At 34.2% G+C, this 1,119-nt stretch carries 1 protein-coding gene; it reads right to left on the bottom strand.

The window, feature by feature from the left end; genetic code table 11:
• Positions 1-473: 473 nt before the first annotated feature.
• On the bottom strand, positions 474-995 hold the full coding sequence (locus H600_RS0111700) for a hypothetical protein (RefSeq protein WP_026728952.1): 522 nt from the start codon (positions 993-995) through the stop codon (positions 474-476).
• Positions 996-1,119 lie beyond the last annotated feature (124 nt).

Below are 1,119 nucleotides of genomic sequence, written 5' to 3'. Positions count from 1 at the left end.
CAGCTCAGTTTCAGCTTCATTGTATTTTCCGAACTAAAACGCCAGATTAAAATCAGCAGATTCTCGTCAGCGGAGCTATACACCATAACGTTCTGTCGCTTGGCGAGGTTGGGGATTAAAGATGCGGGATTTTTTGGTTAAACACAAATTTTCCAAATACAAAACCATCTATAATTCAGCCTAATACCCCAATCTCGCCAAACGGCTGTTATGTGGCGTTTTTCTTTGTTCTCACGTATATTTTCCAACAAATGTATGCAAGTCCGGTTATGTTTAAAATAATCCAAGAATTGTAACAAATGTATATTATTTTCTCTGATGTGTTCATACTTGCAAAACTCCAATATTCGCCCTCTGAACTGTCATAATTATCGTCATAACCCATAAGTAAAACTCCCAATAAGATAAATACGAATAGGTCTATCACGATAATTGTAATTCCATAGATAAAGTCAATAAATCGTATTTTCAATTTAGCCATTTACAATTTCAATTTTTTTCGTTTCGCTGTCGTATGTCATTGTTAAATGTCTGTCCCAATTTAAAAACTCGTCACAAGTAAATTCTAATTTGGAGTTATTCCATTTCTTAAATTTTATTAAGTCCATTTGAATTGTGCTTTCAATTTGTTCTTTTTCTTTTATAGTTGTTGTAACTTTTTCAAAGTTGTAATAGTCCGCAAGAATAAAATCTCCATTTGGTGCTACTGTCAAATTTTGATATTGAGGTTGGTCTTCAAAATCAGCCAAGTTTCCTGTTTCTCTGTCAAGTTGATATAAATAGTCAGAAGTCAAAACTAAAACAATGTTTTTAGATGTGGAGATAGCTACTTGTCTTGGAAAACCACGAAACTGTCCGCACCATTCAGAATAGTCGTCATTGATAAACTTTATGAAAGTCCAACTTTGAGAATTCCACGCACTTTCGTTGTCGTAAATTCTTTCGGTGTATTCTCCTGAATATGGTTGAATTATTATTTCTGCTTCAATTATCATTCGTGGTGTCGGTCTTTAAAATGCCACATAACGTTCTGGCACTACAGCGGGTTTGGGATTAAATTAAGCCCTATTTTCGGATTAGCCAAATTTTCCAAATACAAAACCAACTTTCCATTAAGCC

The sequence above is a fragment of the Flavobacterium denitrificans DSM 15936 genome, assembly GCF_000425445.1.
GTDB lineage: Bacteria > Bacteroidota > Bacteroidia > Flavobacteriales > Flavobacteriaceae > Flavobacterium > Flavobacterium denitrificans.
The sequence above is the reverse complement of the archived record's forward strand: the minus strand, read 5'-3'. Positions and strand labels throughout refer to the sequence as shown.

Bases quoted from the DNA above. Each gene is read 5' to 3' on its own strand.
- H600_RS0111700 (WP_026728952.1), bottom strand. From the start codon at position 995: ATGATAATTGAAGCAGAAATAATAATTCAACCATATTCAGGAGAATAC.